The sequence below is a fragment of the Limnochorda pilosa genome, from assembly GCF_001544015.1.
GTDB classification, from domain to species: Bacteria; Bacillota; Limnochordia; order Limnochordales; family Limnochordaceae; genus Limnochorda; species Limnochorda pilosa.
The window spans coordinates 292,762-312,808 of sequence record NZ_AP014924.1 but is presented as its reverse complement, the minus strand read 5'-3'; the positions used below and the strand labels follow the sequence as shown (position 1 = coordinate 312,808).

The following is a 20,047-nucleotide window of genomic DNA, read 5'->3' as shown; positions in this document are numbered from 1 at the left end:
GTGCCTGAGCGGGTCAAACCCCGGCGGTCTCTCGCACCGCGGCGTTCACGGTGAGGAAATGCTTTCTAGAAGCCGCGCTCTTCGGCGTTGGACCCGGCCCATTCTCTCGTACCAGAAACAGCAGAGGCCCGGTACACCCGGCCGGGCGAGGGTAGAGGTGCGCGATCGGGCGACAGAAGGAGAGGATGTTCCTGAGACAAACGTACTGCGGACCGGTTGGGTGCTCCGGCTCAGTGCACTCTAGGGAGGCTCGCGACGTACTCGAGATCCGACTTCACCAGAAACCGTGTCAGCAACGCCACGCCGCGGTAGAAGTCAAGCTCCGCCTCATCCTCCATGCGCCGGCAGAAGCCGTTCACCCACCGGGCAAGGTGGTCCCTCAGGAAAGACTGCTCGCGCTGAAGGCTCTCCTGAGCCTGCGCGGAATCGCCCTGGGCCCACGCCTCGGCCTCCTGCTTCGTCAGGCACCGCATGAACTCGAGCTCGATCCCGATGAAGTCTGGTTGATCGTGGGTCTCCTCGGAGAGGGCCAATCCGGCGTCGGCGTACGCTCGGATGACGGCCACCGTCGCCTGCACGTGCGGCTGATTCCCGGAGCCCAGGTATCGTACGGAGGGGGCGGGCCGCATCCCGACTTGATGCGCCGCACGAGCCGCGTGCGATCTACGGCCAGTGCGGTGCGGCCCTCCTCCACGGGCTCGGATCGGAGCGCCTCGAGGGAATGCAGGATCAGGCGGCACCCCTCCTGCATCTCCTCGGGCGCGTCGCCTTGGTCGACGATCTTTCGGACCGCCTCTTCGAACGCGGGGCCCCGAAGCATCTCGACAAGCTCGTCGTCGGGAAGCTGGTTGTAGATGGCCGCGAGGAAATCGTAGACGCCGCTCCGATTCTGGGCCAGCGCAGCAAGGTCCGCCGCCCTCAGTTCTTCCTCTCCCCAACCATCTCCCCGCAGCACGTCCGTCCGATCATCCACCTCAGCCATCACCTGCTTGCGACCCCGGTACGTGGTGAGCACGTTGCTCTCCAGGTCGACCGCGATTACCCGGATCGCGAGCCGGCCTTGAGCAGACGTGCGGCGACCTCCACGGAGTCGAGCTTGGGATCCGTGCAGTCGACCAGCACCGCGTCGACTTCGAGCCTCCCGACTTGCTCCAGCGCTTCCTCCACCCGCTCCGCCTGGTCAACGACCTGGATCTCATCCTTCCCGCGCAGGAGCTCCTTCAGCCCTTCGCGGAGGAGCGCGCGCCGCGTGACGACCATCACCCGCCGCACCGTGGATCACCCCGCTCTCCTGCTGCCTCGGCGCCCGCGGACAACCCACGGCACTTCCCGGTTGAGAGGAGCCATCCGTCGGCACGATCGGGACCCGACCCAACCCGTCAGGGCAGCAGGATGGGCAGCCTCGCGCCGGCGGCGAGGATCGTGTAGCGGAGCATGACTCCGCCTACCAGCAGGCCGATGGCTTCCGCCATCCCAAGCGACATCGTGCGACGCCCGCGGCGCACTGTCACCAGCCCCAGGACCAGCGGAGGTGGCAACGCCTTGGATGAACAGCCGCCGGCTTATCCCTCTTGCCCTCTCCGCAGCAAACGGCATGCTCGTTGCCTCCTTCGTCCTTGCTGTCTCGCCTTGCGCGGTCTACCTGACACTGACTGCCGTCAGTTTCCCCGGGGCTTCACGCTCTCGCCCGACGTTGTCGAAGCCTCGGCGGCTGCGGCGACGTTTGCGTACCAGACGACCTCGCTCACGCAAAGCCGCCCGCGAACTGGCCGATCTTGACGAGCCGGATACCCAGGCTCAGGCTCCCACTGGAGGAGGGCGTGTCGGAGAGGGTCCCACAGCGCAACCGCCACGCCGCGCCGCGCGACCGTAGTACCCCCCATTCGAGTGCTCCGGATCACTATATTCAGAGTTACATAACACTGGGGCAAGCGCCACACCTTTTCGGGTGGGCCCGAGCCGGATTTCGAGCTACCGATGATAGCCCTACAGGGTGGCGTTCCTGGAAATGTCTACCTCAAACTGGGTCATGCCCACAACGCGGCCCTCCGAAGGGATCAACCAGGCAGTGCAAACTCGACCTGGGTCCCCCGGCCTGCCTCCGAGCGGATCTCCATCCGCCCGCCTACGCCCTCGACCCGCTCGCGCATGATGCGAAGACCGTAACCATCCTTGGGATTCGTTGACGTGAGATCGAAACCTGAGCCATCGTCCGTCACGCGGACGCGGAGAGCGTCGGCGGGGCATTCGAGGGAAACGACGACCCGCTCTGCCCGGGCATGCCGACAGGCGTTGAACACCGCTTCCTGGACGGCAAGGAGCAACTGGGTCTCAATGTCGGGCGAGAGTGCCTTCCCTTCCCACCCGTCGGACGCCTCGACCGCCACGTCGAGCCCGTACCGTCTGGCGCAGTCCCCGGCGAACGCCCGAAGGATGGGCACCAGCCCTTGCCCGTTCTCGCGGGTCGAGGCGCGCAGGTGGAATATGGCCTCCCGCGTCTCTCCACAAGCGGCGTCAGCGACCCCCTTGATCTCATTCAGGCTTCGTGCCACATCAGCGATGCGACCCTCACGGGCCGCTTCTTCCGCCACCGACGCCCGCAGCTTGAGGTAAGCGAGGGCTTGGGCAAGGCGGTCGTGCAGCTCTCGTGCGATCCGGTCGCGTTCTTCGAGGGTGGCGATCTCCCTGCTCCGGGAAAGGAGGCTAAGGTTGTGGATCGCGACTCCGATCTCGTGCGCCAGCAGGTTGAGGAAGTCCACCCGCTCGGGGGAGGCCATGGTCGCCCCAGGGCCTACCAGCTCCAGAACCCCCACGATGACGTCGCGGGAAATGAGGGGAAGACAGATGTAGACACCGGTCAGGCGTCCACCTAGAGCCTCCACCAATGGATACCGCTCCAAAGGAAGGCGCTCGTCGACCTGCAGTCCCCCCGGCACGCAAGGTGCGACGCCCTCGCACCCCGGAAATGCGCCCCCCCGCCGGATCACCACGCCCTTCCTCAAGACCTGCTCGAGCGCCGTGGATGCCCTGGCGGCACGCTCGAGGAGCGGGCGCTGCGCGTCCGAGAGCCCGGTCGAGGCCGCAAGGCGATACCGGTGCCCGTGGGCCAGGTAGGCGGCACTCGCCTCGACCCCCAGGTGGTTCGCCAGCACATCGAGCCCCAGCCGGGCAATCTCGTGCGGAGAGGAAGACTCTGCGGCGGCGATGGCCAGCCGGTTCAGCTCTCCCAACTCCTCGTTGCGCCGGTCTTTCTCTGCCATCGTGACCTTCAGGTTGCGGCGCATCTGGTCGAAGGCTCCGGCCAGCTCCTTGAACTCGTCGCTCGAGGTCAACGCGATCTCGTGGTCCAGATCGCCCGTCGCGAGGCGCGCCGTCACGTCACCCAACGCCTCAACGGGACGAACCACCAGCCGGCGGACGCCCGCGATCAGTAAGCCTACCAGCAGCAGGAGTGCCGTGACCGTGGCCACCGCCATCGGACGCAGGGAGGCAGCAAGCTGGCCGCGCAGGTCGTTCATCGGCAGTTCGAGGACCAGGTGGCCCAGCACCGTCGGGTCGGTTCCGTGGCACACCTGGCATTCGGGGGCGTTCTTGAGGGTGTGCGTGCTCAGGAGCGTATCATGATCGGTGAGTACGGCCTGCAAGGCCGAGCCGGGCGACGCGTCAGCGCTCGTGGAGGAGGTGCGCCGTTGGCTTGCCACCGGCCGGAATGGGCCCTCGTCCTCGGGATCCGTGCTCAGGTAGACCTCGCCTGCCCCATCGAGCAGCCACGCCCGGGAGACGACCCCGTACTCGCCCATCTCATCGATGATGTTGGACATTAGGGCCCGGTCGTTTCGTATCATCGCGTCCTCGAGGGCGGCCCGGACCGTCAGGCTGAGTCTCTCCGCGGACTGGCGCGCGGCGTCGACCAACTGGCCGCGATGAACGATCGTACCCAGCAGGAAGGACGCCGTCACGCCCATCAGCGAGACGCCCACGATCAGCACCGCCAGCTTCAGCGCGAGGCGAGGCTGGCGCCGAGTCCGACGAAGCCCTCCGAAGTTCAAGGGGCGTTCCCTCCACCCTTCGGGTCGCTACACGTGCCGACCTCTCCCGTGCAGGGTTACCGCTCGGTCTCCGCCTCCTCGACCTCGCAGCGCACCAGACCGTTCTGTACGGCGTAGGCCACCGCCTGGGTGCGGTTCTTCAGGTGCAGCTTCTCGAGAATGTTCCTCAGGTGGATCTTAACCGTGTTCTCGGAGATCTGCAGCGTGGTGGCGATCTCCTTGTTGGTCGAGCCACGGGCCAGCTCCTGGAGGACCTCCAACTCCCGAGGTGTCAGCGTGGGGTCCTCTGGCTCGTTCTCAGGCGTTTCCGTGGATGGCTTGACGAACTCCGTCAGGATCCGGGCCGCAACGGGACCCGAAAGCCGGATCTCACCGCGCTGGAGCGCCTCCAGGACCCCATAGAGCTCCTGGGGCTGCGCGTCTTTCAGAAGGTAGCCCTCCGCCCCAGCCTTGATCGCGTTGAACAGATCCTGATCGTCGTCCGAGACGGAAAGCATGACGACGTGGGTATTCGGAAGTTCTTTCTTGATGAGGCGCGTCGCCTCGAGGCCGTCACATCCCGGCAGCCCGATGTCCATGAGAATCACGTCAGGATGCGTCTCCCTGGCCCGGGTCACGGCTTCCAGACCGTCGCCCGCCTCGCCCAAGACCGTCATGTCCGGACGGGATTGGATGAGTGCTGCGATTCCTTTACGGAAGAGGACGTGATCGTCCACCAGCAAGATGCGCTGCAGGTGCATACGATCGCCCCACCCGATGGGTCGTTGTCGGGACTGCCCTATCCGGCCTGGAGGCGAAAACCCGCTCCTAGCACTGATCTCAATGCTATCACTCCGATGGCGCCCTGTGGATCGCCCATTCGGGCGAAGTGCGGATACCGAGACCGGGGCAAAGGTCCCTGGAGGATCATCCAGGACCCGCACGCCGACCGGCGCGGAGGCCATAGAGGGGCCCCCGCCGTGGCGCGTTTTTCCTGACGCACCCCTTCCCATCGACGGAGGGATCCCTGTTCCATGGGCTCCAGGCATCAGCCGCCTGGTGCCCGTGCCTACCCTGCGACCCGCTTCGTGAGCCACCCGTAGAGAAGCAGGCCGACCCCGACCGGTCCAAGGACAGTGAAGGATAAGGAGGCGGAGGCCCCGGCCGCGGCCGTGAGGAAAGCCGCGATGAAGAGCCCCCGGACCACCTGCTGGTTGACGCCCTACCCCGATTCCCTGGACGAGTTGAACGATCGAGCCGACGGATGCGTGGCGTGGCGCTCTGGCACCTTCTGACTTGGCTCACGGTTCCTGCCCGCCGCCCTCCCCCGGCAGGAAGGCGTCCGCGAAGCACGAAGGGCACCCTGTAGCGGGCATTCCGAGCACGTAGCCCCCGGGTGGTGTTCTGAGTGTCGGCAGCCCACCGCCCTGCAGCGGCTCCACCCGGAGTGCAGCCGGTCGGTCTGGCCCTGGCTCTCCGGGGCCCCCTGGGGCGCATGGGCAACCCGCCCGACCGCACCCGGTTCATGGCGGCCGTCTCCGACATGGAGCGGCACGCCTCCGGCTTCCTGGCCGAGGAGGTGCTCCGCCACCTGCCCGGTGACCTGCGGCGTATCCTGATGCAGACCTCGGTGCTGGCAGAGATGACACCCTCCATCTGCCGGGCCGTCACCGTTCGAGAGGATGCGGGGCAGCTCCTCGAACGGCTCTACCGCCACAACCTGACCATCGCCGCCCTCACCGCCGAAGAAGAGGGCGAGCCCGTTTGCCGGCCCCACGCCCTCTTCGCTCGGCTCCTCGCCCGCACGCCGACTTCATCGAAAGGGTGAGCCAGCATGTCGAGAGTCCTGATCTACGCGGCGGGCATCGTGGTGGTCCTTCACGGGCTCATCCACCTGATGGGGTTCGTCGCTTACTGGCCGCTGGCCGCCGTGGCGGACCTGCCCTACAAGACGACTCTGGCGGGAGGACGCTGGGACGTGGGCCCACTGGGCATGCGGGTGTTCAGCGTCCTCTGGCTGGCCGCAGCCCTCGGGTTTCTTGCCGCCGCAATCGGCCTGGTAACAGGCCAGGACTGGTGGCGCCCCGCCCTGGTGAGTACCGTCGTTCTCTCCACGGGTCTCATCGCTCTGGACTGGGCCAGCGCCTTCCGAGGCGCCATCGTCAACGCGGTGATCGTTGCCTTCCTGATCCTGACGCTCGTGACTCCGGGCGTGGCGCCGCGGTAGCGGCCATGCCGTCGGGGAACACAGCCCTGCAAAGGAGATGAAGCGATGAATCGGAAAACCGTGGGCCTCACCACCGTGTTCGGTCTGCTACTGGGCGTGACGGCGACAGGGATCCTGTACCACTACCTCTTCGCACTCTCCGGCCCCGTGGTGCTCACCGCTATCCTGGGCCTCCGAAGCTGGCCGGCCTGAGCGACGTCGCCAAGATGGCCCGGCCTACCTATAATGGGGTCAAGGCCAGAGGCTGATCCCGAGGAGATGATCGCGTGCCCGAACCGGTCCACATCGCCCGCATCCGTGTCCATCAGGACGAGAGGCCCAACCGCCGGGCGTACATCGCCGACTTCCCCGATCCCGTTCGCTACGGGGTGCACGCCGGGGTAAGAGAGTTCTACGGCATCACGCCCGAAGAAGAGCACCCCGCCACCCTCGACCACCTGGTGGCGGCCACCGCCGGCTGACTCACCGGCACGCTCGCAGGCGCGCTGGAGGCGCGCCAGATCCCAAGCCATCCGGATAAGCTGTGGACCGAGGCGGAGGGGTTCGTGGAAGCGCCCGAAGGCGTCATGAAGGTGACCCGCATCCGCTGCCGCTACCATCTGAGAATCCCGGCCGGCAAGCGACCGGAGGCGGAGCGTGCCCTGGCCGTCTTCGAGCGGGGCTGCCCCATGGCCCAGACGCTGAAGGGTTGCGTGCAGATCGAGCACGAGTGGGAAATCCTGGAGGAATGAGGTGGCCTCGAGGGCCCGGGTTGCGGTAGAATGAAAAACGAGCGGTCGATTTCATGCAGTGACCGGGTGCCGTGGGGGTGCCGGCGGGAGCCGGCTGAGACGGGCACGCCCGAACCCTGGAACCTGATCTGGGTCATGCCAGCGGAGGGAAGCGGCCTCCTCCCGGTCGAAGTGCTCTGCACAGGCGTCTCTCCTGTGCACCCCCCGCCCGGCCCGTGAGAGGCCGGATCCCATGGACGCGTACGGCTCGCCGCGAGGCGATTCCGCCTTACTCCCGGGGAACCTCGCCCTCCCCCACCTGCAGCTGGTCACCTCCGAGATGGAGCCCGGGGCGCTGGTGGATCTGGTGGGGCGGGCCGCCCCACATGGCCTCGACTCGGTGCAACTCCGCCTCCGAGGTCTCCCTGCCCGCGAGGTCCTGGCGGTAGGCGAGGCGCTCATCCGCGTCCTCCGACCGCTACGGATCCCCTTGCTGGTGAACGATCGCCTGGATCTCGCCCTTGCCATGGACTCGCACGGCGTGCACCTGCGCGCGGACGGGCTCTCCCCCCATGTGGCCGTTGAGCTGTGGGAACGCCTCCATCCCGGCAACCCTCCCATCCTCGGGCGGTCGGTCCACTCCGTGGGGGAAGCCGTGGAAGCCACCGATGTGACCTACCTCATCTTCGGGCACGTTTTCGAGACCGCGTCCAAGCAGGGGCTTCCGGGCCGGGGGCTTCCGTCGCTTGCCCACGTGGCGCGGAGCGCGGGCGCGCCTGTGCTGGCCATCGGTGGGATCACCCCGGATCGGGTGGCGCAGGTGATCGGTGCAGGAGCGGCGGGCGTCGCCGTCCGCTCCTACCTCACGAAGGCACCGGATCCGGCCCGGGCGACCGAGGCCCTCCGGAGGGCGCTCGACGCAGCGTGGCACGAGTCTGGATCACCGTAGGACAAAGGAGGAGGGAATCCGATGCGGATCTTGCTCAACGGCGAGTCGCGGGAGCTGGAAGGGACGACCGCCACCCTGGCCGATCTGGTCCGGTCGCTGGATCGCCTGCCCGAACGGTTGGCCGCGGCCGTCAACGAAGAGGTCGTCCCCCGAGAGCGGTGGGACCAGGTCGGCCTGGCCGAGGGCGACCGGGTGGATCTGGTGCGGGTGATGGCCGGTGGCTCCCAGCAGGCCGAGCCCACGGAGCGCGCCCCGCATGAGGCCGGACCGGCCGAAGGAGACGCCCTGGTCATCGCCGGGGTACCGCTCCGCTCCCGGCTGATGGCCGGTACCGGCAAGTTCAGCGACCCGCGGGCCATGCGCCGCGCGCTGGAGGCGTCGGGGGCCGAGGTGGTCACCTGCTCCATCCGGTACATGGATCTGACGGGAAGCGGCGACGACCCGCTCTTCCTGGACCAGTTGGAGCTGAGCCGCTTCCGTCTCCTTCCCAACACCGCCGGCGCCCGCACCGCCCGGGATGCGATCCACATGGCCCACCTGGCCCGCGAAGCGACGGGGACTTCCTGGCTGAAGCTGGAGGTGATCGGCGACCCCGAGACCCTCTGGCCCGATCCCGAGGGAACCCTGGAGGCGGCCCGCATCCTGGTGAGCGAGGGTTTCGCCGTTCTCCCCTACACCAGCTACGACCTGGTGACCGCCCTCCGCCTGGAGGAGGCCGGATGCGCCACGGTGATGCCCATGGCCTCCATGATCGGCTCCGGGCAAGGCTTCATCGACTGGTCCAGCATCCGGCGGATCGTGGAGCGGGTGAAGGTCCCCGTGATCGTGGACGCGGGCCTGCGCTCGCCCTCGGACGTGGCGATGGCCATGGAGCTGGGGGCTGACGGGGTGCTGGTGAACTCGGCGATCGCACGTGCCAGCGACCCGGTAGGCATGGCGAGCGCGCTGCGGCTGGCCGTGGACGCGGGCCGTTTGGCCTACCGAGCCGGGCTGATGCCGCGCCGGGAGACCGCTGAGCCCAGCAGCCCAGCCCGCGGGGTGGTCCGGGCCTCGTGAACGAGACGAGCCGGGCAGGACGTTTCGACGCGGCGGTGGTGGGCGGCGGCGTGGTAGGGGCTTCGGCCGCCTACTGCCTGAGCCGGGCAGGCCTCCGGGTCGTCCTGATCGAAGCGGGGGCGGTCGCCTCCGGCGCGTCGGGGGCGGCGGCCGGCATGCTGGGAGCCCAGCTGGAGGTGGAGGAGCCAGGGCCTCTCCTGGCTCTGGCGCTGAGGGGCCGCCGCCTCTTCGACACCCTCGTTCCCGCACTCGAAGAGGCGACGGGCCTCTCGCTCGGGTACCGGCCCGAAGGCATCGTAAGGGTGGCCCTGGACGAGGAAGGCGCTCAGGTCCTGCACGCGACCGCCAAGCAGCAGGAAGCCCTGGGGCTGCGCGCCCGGTGGGTCGAGGCGGCCGACCTCGCCAGCGTCCTGGGGCTCCCGGAACCGCCCCGGGTCGAGGGGGCCGTGCTCCTGGAGGAGGACGGCCAGATCGAGCCGGAGGCGCTTACCGCGGCGCTCATCGCGTCCGCGCCCCACCTGCGCCTCATGCTGGGCCGTCAGGCGGTATCGATCCGGCCGGCAGCGAGGGGCTGGAGCGTGGATCTGGCCGGCGGCGCGTCGGTCGAGGCCGATCGAGTGCTCTTGGCCACAGGGTGTGGCAGCGGCCCGCTCCTGAGTGGCCTCGGGGTGCGTCTCTCGGTACCCCCGGTGAAGGGGGAGATGCTGGTTCTCCAGGGACCGACGCCGCTCCGGCGGACGGTCTTCGGCCCAGGAGCGTACCTGGTACCCAAGGCGTCAGGGCGCCTCTACCTGGGCGCCACCATGGAGCCGGGCGCGACCGACACGGCCCCGAGCCTGGCGGGGTCCCGGATGCTCCTGGACGGAGGCGTGCGCCTTTTCGACGCGCTCTGGCCCGGCGGCGCGCCGGGCCTTCGCATTGCGGGCTGGCGGGTGGGGCTCAGGCCAGGGTCCCCGGACGGCCTTCCCATCCTAGGACCCGTCCCGGGCCACAGGGGCCTCTTCGTCGCCACCGGTCACCTCCGGAACGGGATCCTCCTGGGCCCGGTGAGCGGATGGCTCCTGTCGGCCTGGATGCAAGGCTCCGACCCGCTCGTCGCGCTGGAAGAGGCCACGGGAGCGGATCTGCCGCCGGCGGCCCACCTCGACGACCTTGCGCCCTTCCTGCCCGATCGCTTGGCCCGGTGACCTGAGCGGGTGCCAGGAAAAGCCGGTCCGGACCTCGCCATGCAAGAAGGGGGGAGATCGGATGATCCATCCGCTTCATACCGTCTTTCTGGGCGAGGTGGCTGGTGCACCGCCTGAAGCGCGCGGCGAGGCTTACCGGCTGGCCTACCACAAGCCGAACCGGCGGTTTCTCGAGAGCTACCACCGCAACTGGTCGGGCCTCGGGGTCGGCTGGGTCGTGGACCGCTTCGGGTCACTCTACCCTGAGCCGATGATCCAGTACCTCAAGAGCCTCTACGGGGGCGACGGGCTGGTGCGAGCAGCGACCGGCTGGCTGGACATATGCCGAAGGCTCTTGCCGCCCCCGGTCGAACCCGACGTCTACCTGATGGTCGGAGTATACACGTCGAACGCCTTCGAGACGGTGATCGGCGGTCGTCCCGCTCTTGGGCTCTGCCTCGAGCACTTCGTCCCCGCACCCGGCAGGCACCCAGCTTCCCTGGGGATCGACCCGCGCGAGCTTCCCATCTGGCTGGCTCACGAGTACGCTCATTGCGTGCGCTTCAGCGGGGAGAGCGCGAGCCTCGTCCGCCGCTCCGTGGGCAAGGGCGACTTTGATAAGGGGCGGCTGGTGCGCGCCGTGCCGCTGGCCGAATGGCTGTTGTCCGAGGGTCTGGCGGTCGCCTTCTCCGAGGCGACCGTCCCTGGCTTCCCACTCACCGCCTACCTTGGGTACACCCACCGGCAGCTCCGCTATTGCCAGGAGCACGAGGCGGAGCTTTGGTCCCGCTTCCAGCACGTGAAGGAGGCCGCCGGCGAGGAGCACTACCTCCTGTGGTTCGAGGGTGCGGACGAATTCGTGGAGCCGGCCCTACCAGGGCGCTCCGGCTACCACCTCGGCTACCGCCTCGTCCAGCGGCTCCAGGCACGCAGCTCGGGTATGTCCTGGTCCGAAAGGATGCTGATGGACCCTCGCATGATCTGAGGTTCCCGCAGGCCTGCTTCTTGCTAGAAGCGGCACCGAAAGCAGAACTGGTTCAGTTCCCCCGGGGTAGTCTGAGACGATCCGTTCTCGCGAAGACTCCTTGACGCGGATGAATACTCTATCTAGACTATTCGCGTATCTCCTATTGACGACGAGGAGGCATTGAGGCTGCTCACGCGGCTGCTCATCCTATGGCTCCTTTCGGAGCGTCCGCTCCACGGGTACCGGATCAAGCAGATCCTGGACGAAGAGGGTCTGCGGTTCTGGTTCCCTGTTGAGGTCGGGTCGCTCTACTCGGTCCTTCGCACCCTTGAGCGGGAGGGTCATGTACGTGTGGTGGGCGTGGAGCGCGAGGGGCGCCGGCCCCAGCGAACCCAGTTCGCCATCACACCCGAGGGGCGGCGCCACTTCCAGATGCTCCTACAGGAGGCCTGGATCTCGCCGCCCAAGAAAGGGGATCCCTTCCAACTGGCGTTGGCCGCGCCATCGGAGCTTGGGGATGAGGTTGTTCGTCGGCTGGCTCAAACCCGGCTAACCATGTTGGAGCAACGGCTGGCAACCATCCAGGCGCGTTCCCGTTCGGCTCCTGCTGCCGCAGTGGCTGGCCGGGAGGCCGTCCTGACGGAAGCGGAGTTCAGGTGGCTGGAGGAATGGATCAGGAGTCAGGGGGGAGATCAAGATGGAGGTGACCGAGCGGTGCCCAAGAGCAGGCCCGAGGTGCAGCTGATCGCCAATCTGGTGGTGCACGACGCTGAGAGCCGCATCCTCTTGGTGCGCTACGACCCTGACGACGAGCGCTGGTGGCTTCCTGGCGCCGACCTGGAGCCTTATCAGCATCCCGACCAGGCAGCCCGGGAGGTCCTGGCAGCGTTCCCCGGACTCCGCCCCGAGGTCCTCTCCATGTCCTTCGTCGACTCGTTCCGTGGTCGTCGGGGTTGGCACGTGGTCTTCAACTACGGGGTGAGCGCCGAGGGCGAGCCGGGTGGGGCGTATCCGGCCGGCTGGTTCTCCGTGGCAGAACTGCCCCGCACGGTCCACGGAGCATGGGAAAAGGAGGTCATCCGCAGGATCGTGCCGTCCTAGCTGCCCCAAGCGGTCGTGCTTCATCCACGTCCGTCCCCATCGGCATGGCCGTGCCACCCGCGGGAGAGGCTACAGGCCGGAAGCGAGGGATCTGTCGTGGCGGAGCGCACTCTGGACCTGAGGCCCCGTATCGGAGCACACCACCTGAGACAGATCGAGGAAGAGGTGAACCGGCTGGGGCCGGACGATCGCCTGGTGCTGGTGATGGAGCGGGAGGATGCCCACGAGACGCGTCCCATCGCCGAGCTGCTGTATCGGAAGGGCGTCGGATGGCAGCCCAAGGGGGGCCACGGCAGCCTCCACACCATCACCATCGGCCCGGGGCTCACCCGCCCCCTGGGCCCCGACCCCGACGATCCGCCCGCCAACGCGGAGGATCGCAGGGGCGAGCAGCCGGCTCCAGGCCTGTGAGCCGGCCCGTCTTCCCGGCGGGCGGGCTCCGTCCCGACGGACGTCGGGGCGAGCGGGAAGAAGGTCGTCTCCTTGCGCAGCTTCAGCAGGGGACCGACCTTCCTCCCGCATGACTTCCCGGCAAGACCACCACCCCAGCATCTGTGCGGGACGATCTCGAAGCGCTCTGACCCGAAAACCTATCGGATCTGCATGTTCTCGGCACGGTTCGGACCCACTTGCGGCCCTGAAGGAAGAACTTCTCCAAACCCTCCTGGCCGAGCGTAGCCTCCTCCCGGCCATCAGGGAAGTCCTGGCGTCATCGGACCAGGAGAGTCTTCAGGAACTGCTCACGTCCCTGGGCCGGCGACTGCTTGCCGAGCTCGGCGCTCGCGAAAGGCTGGCGCGGCTCCTTCTCGGGGAGTTCTTGACGCAACCCCTCGTTGCCGCAGCCTTCAAGCAGCTGCGGGACGAAGGGACAGACTTGATTCAGGCCCGGCTTCGACACGTCGTCGAAGCCGGCGGTGGGCGGGCGACCCACGTGCAGGCGGCGGTGCGCATGTTCAGGGCCGCCCTCCTGTTTGCCTCTCTCCACCGCCTGCGTGAGGCCGATCGAGATTCCCGGCATGGCGGCACAGCAGAGTCTCACCTGCACGGTCACCGGCTCGAGGAACGAACTCGACGACCGGATCGACCTCGGTTCCGACCCATTCCTCCGAAGGGCGACGCGGTCCTCTGGAGGGTCCAACCCCCCCGAGCGGGAACTCTACAGGAAAGCACTGGAGAGAGCACCGCGCCCGGACGGACGGAACCGGCGGGCGCACGGGGGGCTCGAGGATGGCGCGGGTGATCCTTCGCGACGGGACGGTGGCCGACCTTCGGCCTGCCCGCAACGACCACCGGGATCGGTCCATGCTGCGGGAGCTGTTCCGTAACGCCTCGGCCGAGAGCCGCTACTTCCGCTTCTTCACCTCGGTGGGCGAGGTGGATGCCAAGTGGATCGAGCAGATGGTGACCGCCGACGGCGTGAGCGCCCTCTCCCTGGTCTGCGTCGCCGGGGATCACATCCTGGGCATCGGCAACTACGTGCGCTCCGAGCCGGCGGACACGGCCGAGGTGGCCTTCTTCGTGGACGACCGCTACCATGGCAAGGGGCTGGGCACCCTGCTGCTTGAGCACCTGGCCCAGGCAGCCTGGCGGAATGGGCTGAAGCGCTTCGAAGCCTTCGTCCTCCGCGACAACCACAAGATGATGCAGGTCTTCCACGACAGCGGCTTCGAGGCCGAGGAACGGTGGGATCCCAAGAACGACCCCCGGGAGCTGCGGGTGGTGCTTCCTCTGGGGGAGACGGAGCGCACTCGGGCCCTCCAGGCCACCCGGGAGAAGCTGGCCACCGCCGCCTCGCTGCAGCCCTTCTTCCGCCCGCAGAGCGTGGCCGTGGTGGGCGCCTCCCGGGACCCGGACCGTCTCGGGCACGCCCTCTTCCGTCACATCCTCGACGGCGGGTTCCAGGGAACCGTCTACCCCGTGAACCCCAGCGCCCGGTCGGTGGCGGCCGTCCGCTCCTACCCCAGCCTGAAGGAAGTGCCCGAACCCGTGGACCTGGCTGTGGTGGTGGTCCCTGCCGCCCAGGTGCTGGCGGTGGTGGACGAGGCGGTGGAGGCCGGGGTGCGGGGCGTGCTGGTAACGTCGGCCGGCTTCTCCGAGACGGGCGCGGTGGGGCTCGAGCTGGAACGCCAGGCGCTCCACCGGCTGCGAGACGCAGGGATCCGGCTCATCGGCCCCAACTGTCTGGGCCTCCTCAATACCCACCCGGAGGTGCGGTTCAACGCAAGCTTCGCCCCGACCCTGCCGCGCCGGGGGCGAGTGGCCATCGCGAGCCACTCGGGCGCACTGGGCATCGCCATCCTGGAGTACGCCAGCCGGATCGGCGTGGGCGTCTCCAGCTTCGCGAGCCTGGGGAACAAGCCCGACGTATCGGGCAACGACCTGCTCCAGTACTGGGCCGACGACCCGGACACCGAAATGATCATTCTTTACCTGGAGTCCTTCGGCAACCCCCGCAAGTTCTCGCGCATCTGTCGGGAGATCACGCCCCACAAGCCGATCCTGGCCGTCAAGGGGGCGCGCACCGCGGCGGGGCTCGCGGTGTCGGAGAAGCGGACGGTGGCTGTGGCCGCGAGCGACGTGGTGGTGGAGGGCCTCTTCCGCCAGGCGGGCATCATCCGGGCGGATACCCTGGAGGATCTCTTCGACGCAGCCGCGCTGCTGGCAGCGGGGCCCTTGCCCGAGGGGCGCCGGGTGGCGGTAGTCACCAACACGGCGGGCGGCGCGGTGATCACGGTGGATGCCCTTCCCGGCCAGGAGCTGGAGCTGGCCCGGCCGCCCATCGACCTGGGCTTCGAAGCGTTGGCCGAGGGCTACCGGGCGGCCCTTCCCGAGCTGCTGCGAGACCCCGACGTGGACGCGGTGATCGTCCTGTTCATCCCCGTGGGCACCCAGGAGGAAGAGGCGGTGGCGCAAGCCATCGTGGACGCGGTGCAGGAGGTGGCAGGGCGAAGCGACCTGGCCGCCGGCCGTGAACGGTTCCAGGGCATCCGCAAGCCGATCGTGGCCAACTTCCTCATGTCGCCGGGCGGCGGTCCCGTCCGCTACCTCGAGGCCGAGGGGCAGCGGATCCCCGTCTACCCCTTCCCCGAGCGGGCCGTGCGGGCCTTGGGAGCCGTCGCCCGCTACGCCGAGTTCCGCCGGCGCCCCCGGGGTCGGGTACCGGACCTGCCGGGCGCCGACTCGGGCCAGGCCCGGGCGCTTGCCCGAGAGGTGCTGGCCGGCGCCGCATCCCCGCCCGAGGAGGGTCTTTGGCTGGAACCGGAGCAGACGGCCGCGCTCCTGGGCGCCATGGGGATCCGCCTCAGCCCCGACGGCGAGCTCTCAGTGCCGGCGTCCCACACGGCGGCTGCCGTATTCGAGCGCGACGGCAACGGCTCAGGGGAAGCGGGGCAGCCCGGGGCGGGGGCGTCTGAAGAACCTCGGAAGGCCCCCCTGGCCCGGCTCGCGCTGGGCGTGGCCTACGATCGACTGTTCGGTCCGGTGATCGGCGCGCAGCCTCTCGGGGTCGCCTGGCAGCCTGGCGCCTCCGGCGAGCCTGGTGAGACGCCGGCCGCTCCGGCGCGCGGGGCGGGCGCCACGGCTCCACCCGAGCGCCCCCTGATTCACCGGGCCCCGCTGGTCCGCATCACGCCCCTAACGGACCTGGATGCACACGAGATGGCCCGTGCAGCCCTGTCCGGCTTTACCCCCGCCGTCGCCCGGGCATGCGCCGAGGGGCTGGCGGATCTTCTCCTCCGGCTCTCTCGCCTGGCCGAGGAGGTTCCCGAGGTGGTGGAGGTGGATCTGCCGGAGGTGGATCTCACCGAGGCCCACTGCTCGGCGAGGGGCGCATCGGTGCGGGTGGCGCCGGCTACGTCGCTGCTGTCGCGGCCCGCCCGCCCGGCGGACGCGAGCCACGGCCACTGAGCGAGGTTGCGTTGACGGCGCCCCCGGACTAACCGTAAAATGAGTACAACTCATCAGATATCCGCGCCGGGGAGGTCCTTGCCGTGCTCCACGCCGCCATGTCCGACGGGTTCTTTGCGCGCCGCCTGGCCGAGGCCCACGCCCGTTCGGTAGGGATCCGCCGCCTCCTCGAGCAGGCCGGGGTGGCCGTGGAGGAGGTCTGTACCCCTTCGGACCTGGCCCGCCTCCCGGTGACCCCGAAGGAGCATCTCTCCGCCATGCAGCGGGAGGACCCGCCTTTCGGCGGTTTCCTGGCCGCACCGCTGCACCAGGTAAAGCGGGTCTTCATGTCCCCCGGGCCCATCTACGACGTGGAAGGCGCCGAGGCGGGCTTCTGGCACAGCCGTGAGGCGCTGGTGGCCGCGGGCTTCGGCCCCGGAGACGTGGTGATCAACACCTTCTCGTACCATCTCAGCCCCGCCTCGTTCCTGGTGGAGGCGGGCCTCCACGAGCTGGGCGCCACGGTGATCCCGGCCGGCGTGGGGTCCAAGGAGCAGCAGGTGCAGGTCATGCGGGAGGCTGGCGCGACCGGATACACCGGGGTGCCCAGCTACCTCCTGGCTCTGCTGGAGGAAGCCGAGCGCCAAGTGGGGCAGGGACGGGCAGCAGCGCCTCCAGGCTCGGACCCCCGAACAGGCCTCAGGCTCCGCAAGGCGTGGTTCACCGCCGAGAAGCTGGACGAGTCCCTCCGGCAGCGCCTCCAGGACGTCTACGGCATCGACGCGTACCAGGGCTACGGTACGGCTGAGCTCGGGATGCTCGCCTACGAGTGCGTGGAGCGCCGCGGGATGCACCTGGTGGACGCGGTGGTGGTGGAGCTCCTGGATCCCGCCACCCGTGAACCCGTGCCCGACGGAACGCCGGGCGAGGTGGTCGTGACGTCGCTGGGCGAGACCTATCCTCTGGTCCGTCTCGGCACGGGCGACCTTTCCAGCGTCCTTCCGGGAGACTGCGCCTGTGGGCGGCCGTCCCCCCGTCTCAGCGGCATCCTGGGCCGCGTGGGCGAAGCCGTCAAGGTGCGGGGCATGTTCCTGTACCCCCACCACCTCCGGGAGCTCCTCTCCCGCTTCCCCGAGCTCACCGCCGTCCACGGCCGGGTGGACCGGGAGGAGCATCGGGACGTGCTCCACCTGGCCTTCGCGGCCGACCCCCTCCCGGACCCCGATCGGGCCCAGGACCTGCGCGAGCGGATCGTTGCCCAGGCCCGCGAGGTGACGCGGGTCCGCCCGGACCGCATCGACTTCCTCCCGCCGGATGCCCTGCCCCAGGGCCGCCTGCTGGAGGACGCCCGGGCCTGGGAGGCTCGGTAGCTGGCCGTACCGTCCGGCATGAAATCGGCCACCCGACGTGGAATGCTGGCGCCGGAGGTGGTAGCCATGTCACCGTGGACCGGCACGGTTGCGTTGATCACCGGCGCCTCCAGCGGGCTGGGGCGCCAGCTCGCGGGGGAGCTCGGCCGCCGCGGGGCTCGGGTCGGCCTGCTCGCGCGCCGGGAGGCGGAGCTCGCCGAGGCCGCTCGGGAGGTGGAGGCGGCCGGCGGGCGCGCCCTACCCCTGCCGGCCGACGTGGGCGACGTGGCCGCGGTTCGAGCGGCCACGGCCCGCCTGCACGAGGCCTTCGGGCCCGTGGACCTGCTGGTCGTCAACGCAGGGGTGGGGGGATCGGGGCCCGTCGAGCGGATCGATCCCGAGCGCCACGCCAAGGTGATCCGCACCAACCTGCTGGGGGCCATCCACGCGGTGGGCTGCGTGCTGCCGTCCATGCTACAGCGCCGGTCCGGAAAGATCGTGGCCGTTTCCAGCCTCGCGGGCTGGAGAGGGCTCCCCGGTACGGCCGCCTACTCGGCCAGCAAGGCGGCCCTCTCCACCTACTTCGAGAGCCTGCGGGTGGACCTGCGTTCCCATGGGATCCGGGTCACGGTGGTGGATCCGGGCTTCATCGACACACCCATGACCGCTGGCCGCAGCGGGTTGCCTCTGCTGGTCCCCGTGGACGTGGCCGCCCGGCGGATCTTGCGGGCGGCCGAGCGGGGGGCGCCCACCCTCGCCTTCCCCTGGCCTCTGGCCCTCTCCTTGCGGCTGGTGCGGCTCCTGCCGGCCCGGCTTTACGACCCGCTGGCGGCACGCGCCGCCTGGTTCGCCTTCCAGCCTGCCGGCGGACGGCCCAGGAGCCGGCCGAACCCTTAGCGAAGAGAATCGAAGCGCCCCAGCCCGTCCCGGGTTCAGGGGACCCCTAGCGGCACAGATCCCTTTCGAGAGGTGGCATCCCGTTGCCCGCGACCTTCCTGCACCGGCTCCTCGACCTCTTCGTCGGCCTCTTCCGGGCCAGCATGCTCGGCTACGGGGGAGGCCCCGCGAGCATCCCCTTGCTGGAGGCGGAGGCGGTCGAGCACTACCACTGGCTGACACCCGATGAGTTCGCCACCCTCCTGGCTGCGGGGAACGCCCTACCCGGGCCGATCCTCACCAAGATGGCCGGGTACATCGGATACCACGTGGCTGGTTGGGTGGGCGCCCTGGTCGGCCTCATCACCGTCGTCCTCCCCACCGCCCTCCTCCTGATCGGGCTGCTGGGGCTGCTCCAGCGGTTCAGCGAGAGCCCCGTGGTGGCAGGCATGCTCAAGGGCGTGCGGCCGGTGGTCTGGGTCCTCTTCATCTCGCTGGCCATTGACTACCTGGCCTTCGTCAAGACCCCGCCGGCCATTCTCATTGCAGGAGCAGCCCTCGCTGGCATCTATCTCCTGCACCTCCACCCGGCGGTTCTGGTGGCTGGCGCGCTGGTGGTGGGGGCGGTCTTCCTGCGGTAGAGCCTGCCAGGCGTCCCCACCGGCCGCACCGCCGCTCTGGGTGGCGGCACCGCCGTCTTCAGCCGGTCAGGCTTCCGGGGGCCTCCTCCCGCCCACCCAGCCGCTCCAACACCTTCGCCAGGGCCTGGGTTCCCTCATCCCCGCGGCCTGTCGCCTCCAGATGGCGGAAGAGCTGCTGCACCAGGGCCGTACCGGGCAAGGGCTGGCCAGCCGCGGCGGCCGCCTCCAGCGCCAGCCGCAGGTCCTTCTGCTGCAGGCGCACCATGAAGCCCGGGGCGAAATCACGCCGGGCCACCTTCGGACCCAGGTTGGAGAGCATCCACGAGCCGGCCGCGCCCTTGGTGATCACCTTGAGGACCGTCTCCAGGTTCAGGCCCGCCTTCTCCGCGTAGGCGAGCCCCTCGGCCATGGCCAGCAGGTTGAGGCCGCAGACGATCTGGTTGACGAGCTTCACCTCCTGGCCGGATCCCGGCGGCCCCACGTGGGTGACGGTGCGGCCCAGAACCTGGAGCAGCGGAAGCACGGTGTCGAAGGCCTCCCGGTCCCCGCCCACCATGATCGAGAGCGTCCCCTCACGGGCGCCCACATCGCCCCCGCTCACGGGCGCGTCGAGGGCGAGGATCCCCCGGGCCGCGGCCTCGCGAGCCACCCGGCGGGAAACCTCGGGCGAGATGGTGCTCATGTCCACCAGGATCGTACCGGGGCGGGCGCCTTCCAGCACGCCTTGGGGCCCCAGCACCACCTGCTCCACGTCAGGAGAGTCGGTCACCATGGTGAAGACGCGGTCCGACCGGCGGGCCACCTCGGCGGGAGAGGCCGCCGGCTCGGCCCCTTCGGCGGCCAGCTCGTCCACCGCGGCCCGGCTGCGGTTGAAGACGGACAGCCGGTAGCCAGCACGCATGAGGTTTCGGGCCATGGGCTTCCCCATGATCCCCAGGCCGATCCAGCCGATGCGCACGTCGTCCAAAGCTCCAACCTCCCCCGAGCGGGATCTCCTTCCTGGCCCCTGTTACCTTCTCTTCACACACGGGGCTTCCCTGGACGAGGCAACACGCCTGGTCATACCCACGCCTGCGCCGTGGGAACCCGCGC

Annotated in this window: 20 protein-coding genes, 1 pseudogene and 1 riboswitch; of the genes and pseudogenes, 15 read left to right on the top strand and 6 right to left on the bottom strand. The window is 69.1% G+C overall.

Features of this window, described 5'->3' with window-relative positions; genetic code table 11:
* Window positions 1-230 precede the first annotated feature (230 nt).
* From LIP_RS01430 to LIP_RS01415, 4 genes are all read right to left on the bottom strand, one after another.
* A complete protein-coding gene (locus tag LIP_RS01430) occupies window positions 231-578 on the bottom strand; it encodes a TorD/DmsD family molecular chaperone (protein ID WP_068133350.1) in 348 nt (115 codons plus the stop codon).
* A 460-nt stretch (window positions 579-1,038) separates the two neighbouring features.
* Complete coding sequence (locus LIP_RS01425; protein WP_068133347.1) at window positions 1,039-1,272, bottom strand: response regulator transcription factor; 234 nt, start codon at window positions 1,270-1,272, stop codon at window positions 1,039-1,041.
* 785 nt (window positions 1,273-2,057) lie between these two features.
* Window positions 2,058-4,049, bottom strand: coding sequence for a sensor histidine kinase (locus LIP_RS01420; RefSeq protein WP_068133346.1), 1,992 nt, complete (start codon window positions 4,047-4,049; stop codon window positions 2,058-2,060).
* Between the two features lie 56 nt (window positions 4,050-4,105).
* A complete protein-coding gene (locus tag LIP_RS01415; RefSeq protein WP_068133345.1) occupies window positions 4,106-4,789 on the bottom strand; it encodes a response regulator in 684 nt (227 codons plus the stop codon).
* Window positions 4,790-5,436: 647 nt separating this feature from the next.
* Here LIP_RS01415 and LIP_RS01410 point away from each other — a divergent pair.
* The 11 genes and pseudogenes from LIP_RS01410 (at window position 5,437) to LIP_RS01365 (ending at window position 12,615) form a co-directional block, all read left to right on the top strand.
* Complete coding sequence (locus tag LIP_RS01410; RefSeq protein ID WP_144440263.1) at window positions 5,437-5,856, top strand: hypothetical protein; 420 nt, start codon at window positions 5,437-5,439, stop codon at window positions 5,854-5,856.
* A 6-nt stretch (window positions 5,857-5,862) separates the two neighbouring features.
* Window positions 5,863-6,255 (top strand): hypothetical protein, encoded by a 393-nt coding sequence (locus LIP_RS01405; protein ID WP_068133339.1) that lies wholly within the window; start codon window positions 5,863-5,865, stop codon window positions 6,253-6,255.
* A gap of 45 nt (window positions 6,256-6,300) precedes the next feature.
* Complete coding sequence (locus LIP_RS18755) at window positions 6,301-6,447, top strand: hypothetical protein (RefSeq protein ID WP_158509513.1); 147 nt, start codon at window positions 6,301-6,303, stop codon at window positions 6,445-6,447.
* A 74-nt stretch (window positions 6,448-6,521) separates the two neighbouring features.
* Window positions 6,522-6,716 (top strand): hypothetical protein, encoded by a 195-nt coding sequence (locus LIP_RS01400; RefSeq protein ID WP_068133336.1) that lies wholly within the window; start codon window positions 6,522-6,524, stop codon window positions 6,714-6,716.
* A gap of 21 nt (window positions 6,717-6,737) precedes the next feature.
* Window positions 6,738-6,986, top strand: a pseudogene (locus LIP_RS01395) (OsmC family protein); the annotation flags it as partial.
* Window positions 6,987-7,049: 63 nt separating this feature from the next.
* Window positions 7,050-7,154: riboswitch (TPP riboswitch) on the top strand.
* A gap of 64 nt (window positions 7,155-7,218) precedes the next feature.
* Window positions 7,219-7,914, top strand: a complete 696-nt coding sequence (locus LIP_RS01390; protein WP_082725697.1) for a thiamine phosphate synthase — start codon at window positions 7,219-7,221, stop codon at window positions 7,912-7,914.
* A 21-nt stretch (window positions 7,915-7,935) separates the two neighbouring features.
* Window positions 7,936-8,970, top strand: a complete 1,035-nt coding sequence (thiS, locus tag LIP_RS01385) for a sulfur carrier protein ThiS (protein ID WP_082725696.1) — start codon at window positions 7,936-7,938, stop codon at window positions 8,968-8,970.
* Window positions 8,967-10,157: an NAD(P)/FAD-dependent oxidoreductase gene (locus tag LIP_RS01380; protein ID WP_068133328.1), complete on the top strand. Its 1,191-nt coding sequence runs from the start codon at window positions 8,967-8,969 to the stop codon at window positions 10,155-10,157. Before thiS ends, LIP_RS01380 begins: the two co-directional genes overlap by 4 nt.
* Window positions 10,158-10,218: 61 nt before the next feature.
* Window positions 10,219-11,121, top strand: coding sequence for a DUF2268 domain-containing putative Zn-dependent protease (locus tag LIP_RS01375; RefSeq protein WP_068133327.1), 903 nt, complete (start codon window positions 10,219-10,221; stop codon window positions 11,119-11,121).
* 162 nt (window positions 11,122-11,283) lie between these two features.
* Window positions 11,284-12,204, top strand: a complete 921-nt coding sequence (locus LIP_RS01370; protein WP_068133321.1) for a helix-turn-helix transcriptional regulator — start codon at window positions 11,284-11,286, stop codon at window positions 12,202-12,204.
* A 96-nt stretch (window positions 12,205-12,300) separates the two neighbouring features.
* A complete protein-coding gene (locus tag LIP_RS01365; RefSeq protein WP_068133319.1) occupies window positions 12,301-12,615 on the top strand; it encodes a hypothetical protein in 315 nt (104 codons plus the stop codon).
* A gap of 298 nt (window positions 12,616-12,913) precedes the next feature.
* On the opposite strand, the gene LIP_RS01360 is transcribed toward LIP_RS01365, so the two are convergent.
* The gene (locus tag LIP_RS01360) at window positions 12,914-13,249 is read right to left on the bottom strand and encodes a hypothetical protein (RefSeq protein ID WP_158509512.1); all 336 of its coding nucleotides are present in this window, start codon (window positions 13,247-13,249) and stop codon (window positions 12,914-12,916) included.
* 182 nt (window positions 13,250-13,431) lie between these two features.
* Here LIP_RS01360 and LIP_RS01355 point away from each other — a divergent pair, with 182 nt between their 5' ends.
* The 4 genes from LIP_RS01355 (at window position 13,432) to LIP_RS01340 (ending at window position 18,955) form a co-directional block, all read left to right on the top strand.
* Entirely contained in the window at window positions 13,432-16,110 is a 2,679-nt protein-coding gene (locus tag LIP_RS01355) for a bifunctional acetate--CoA ligase family protein/GNAT family N-acetyltransferase (protein ID WP_068133316.1), read from the top strand.
* 83 nt (window positions 16,111-16,193) lie between these two features.
* A complete protein-coding gene (locus tag LIP_RS01350) occupies window positions 16,194-17,459 on the top strand; it encodes a phenylacetate--CoA ligase family protein (RefSeq protein ID WP_068133313.1) in 1,266 nt (421 codons plus the stop codon).
* A 66-nt stretch (window positions 17,460-17,525) separates the two neighbouring features.
* Window positions 17,526-18,335 carry an SDR family NAD(P)-dependent oxidoreductase gene (locus tag LIP_RS01345; protein WP_068133310.1) on the top strand — a complete coding sequence of 270 codons (810 nt, stop codon included), beginning with the start codon at window positions 17,526-17,528 and terminating at the stop codon, window positions 18,333-18,335.
* Between the two features lie 83 nt (window positions 18,336-18,418).
* Window positions 18,419-18,955, top strand: coding sequence for a chromate transporter (locus LIP_RS01340; protein ID WP_198409638.1), 537 nt, complete (start codon window positions 18,419-18,421; stop codon window positions 18,953-18,955).
* Window positions 18,956-19,013: 58 nt separating this feature from the next.
* Here the strand turns inward: LIP_RS01340 and LIP_RS01335 are convergent, their stop codons facing one another.
* Window positions 19,014-19,913, bottom strand: coding sequence for a 2-hydroxy-3-oxopropionate reductase (locus LIP_RS01335; RefSeq protein WP_231699363.1), 900 nt, complete (start codon window positions 19,911-19,913; stop codon window positions 19,014-19,016).
* Between the last annotated feature and the right edge of the window lie 134 nt (window positions 19,914-20,047).

Coding starts and splice junctions, on each gene's coding strand:
- LIP_RS01415 (WP_068133345.1), bottom strand. CDS start 4,789: ATGCACCTGCAGCGCATCTTGCTGGTGGACGATCACGTCCTCTTCCGT.
- LIP_RS01405 (WP_068133339.1), top strand. CDS start 5,863: ATGTCGAGAGTCCTGATCTACGCGGCGGGCATCGTGGTGGTCCTTCAC.
- LIP_RS18755 (WP_158509513.1), top strand. CDS start 6,301: ATGAATCGGAAAACCGTGGGCCTCACCACCGTGTTCGGTCTGCTACTG.
- LIP_RS01390 (WP_082725697.1), top strand. CDS start 7,219: ATGGACGCGTACGGCTCGCCGCGAGGCGATTCCGCCTTACTCCCGGGG.
- thiS (WP_082725696.1), top strand. CDS start 7,936: ATGCGGATCTTGCTCAACGGCGAGTCGCGGGAGCTGGAAGGGACGACC.
- LIP_RS01375 (WP_068133327.1), top strand. CDS start 10,219: ATGATCCATCCGCTTCATACCGTCTTTCTGGGCGAGGTGGCTGGTGCA.
- LIP_RS01355 (WP_068133316.1), top strand. CDS start 13,432: ATGGCGCGGGTGATCCTTCGCGACGGGACGGTGGCCGACCTTCGGCCT.
- LIP_RS01345 (WP_068133310.1), top strand. CDS start 17,526: ATGTCACCGTGGACCGGCACGGTTGCGTTGATCACCGGCGCCTCCAGC.